Origin of the sequence: Myxococcus xanthus (assembly GCF_013116825.1) — a bacterium.
Lineage (GTDB): Bacteria > Myxococcota > Myxococcia > Myxococcales > Myxococcaceae > Myxococcus > Myxococcus xanthus_B.
Map to the genome: position 1 here is coordinate 1 of NZ_JABFNS010000282.1, position 1,506 is coordinate 1,506.

The window sequence follows — 1,506 nt, forward strand, 5'->3', positions numbered from 1 at the left end:
GGCGATAGGAGGGGCCAGCGGGGGGCAGGGGCCCTGCGGATGGTTGACGCGCGTGGTGGCGCTGCCTGCGGCCTGCGTGGAGGTGGTCGCCGGAGTGCTGAAGGTGCTGATGCCTTGATGGGATTGGAGGGCTGTCTGGGTGGGATTGGCGGGGACCGGCCTGGGGAGCCTGCTCTGGTTGATGACGTTCGAGCGGTCGGGGAGCGTCGTCGCGCGGTTCGGAGTGGGACGCAGTCCTTCCTGGCGAGCGTTGGCGCGAGAGCGGGTAGACGTGCTGACAGGCTTGGGGATTCGGGACATGGCTTTGGTGCTCCAGTTTCCGAGCGGCGCCGGAGGGTGTTTGGAAATCCAGCCCCAGTCTTACCACCCACGCCAGCGGAGGTGCTGCCAATCGACCGCCCGTGCCCGACACGCCGCCTGATTGCCAATCCAAGGCCCACTGTCTCCTTTCAGACAGTGCTTCGCCCTGGAGGCTCGGTATTCGATTGGGCCGAGACGTTCACCGCCGCCTGGGTCCCGCGCACGCGAACGCGCGGGCCCGTCCTTGTCGTGGTGTCCCGACGGCAAACCCCGAAGGGCAGCCAGTCACGCTGCTCGCGCGCGTCATCCGTCCAAGACGTGACTGGTAATGCGGATGCTGGTCTGCCGTGGACCAGGTGTAGGGTCAGCGGTGCGCAGTAAAGCGCCCTCGCGCCATGAAGACGTTCTCGTCATCGATAATGACTTGCGTGCTTGCATCTGTGCGCCAGACGTCGATGAGTTCCCGCACTCGCGTGGAGGTGAGGGGCCAGACGTCACCATGCGGAGGCTTCTCGACGAGCACCCACTCATGGACGCGCCCTTCGTCTGGCTGTGGGCCACCCACGGCGTAGATCTCGCTGCGGTCCGCCAGCAAGGCGACCAGGTTGCTGCTCAGCAGCGCCGAGCCCTCGCTGTGGTGGGTGAGCATGTCCACGCCCCGAGAGAGGCTCGCCAGTCGCTCCGGTGTCCTGGGACAATGACGCGGGGAGGTCTGGGGAGAGACAAGAGTGCTCGTGAGCTTCCGCAGGTTCGGCTCGTTGCTGGCGAGGAGCACCACGCTGGTGGAGGCGATGACCCACCAGGGCGGGCTCCGGGTGCGGAGGACAGGCAGGAAGCCCATGAGCGCCGCGGCGACAACCGGTACGCCATAGTGAAACCGCCAGGCCATGCCGAGGAAGCGGATGCCCAGCATCGGGAGCAGGACCAGCAGCCAGGTCCAGTCGGGCCGCAGCCGTTCTCGCCATGCCCAGACCCCGAGTGGGACGAACAGCAGCGTCAGGGTGCCGATGCGCGACACATGAGGCGGAGCCAGACGGAGCGAGAGATAGTGGAACCAGCCTTCATCCATCCCCTGTCTGATAGCGGGGTGCGGATGAAGGGAGCAGGCGGAGGGTGTTGACGGAGTGAGGAGGTATCGCCTGCTATGTCCGGTACGCATTCGCTCGACCTGCGCGAGCGTGTCATCGCAGCCTGGCAAGAGGGCGA

At 66.4% G+C, this 1,506-nt stretch carries 1 protein-coding gene; it reads right to left on the reverse strand.

Annotated elements, in window-relative coordinates:
- Nucleotides 1-664: 664 nt before the first annotated feature.
- The gene (locus HNV26_RS37285; RefSeq protein WP_253817403.1) at nucleotides 665-1,369 is read right to left on the reverse strand and encodes a glycosyltransferase family protein; all 705 of its coding nucleotides are present in this window, start codon (nucleotides 1,367-1,369) and stop codon (nucleotides 665-667) included.
- Nucleotides 1,370-1,506: the final 137 nt, after the last annotated feature.

Excerpts from the sequence above, each read along its gene's own strand:
- HNV26_RS37285 (WP_253817403.1), bottom strand. The coding sequence starts at position 1,369 with ATGGATGAAGGCTGGTTCCACTATCTCTCGCTCCGTCTGGCTCCGCCT.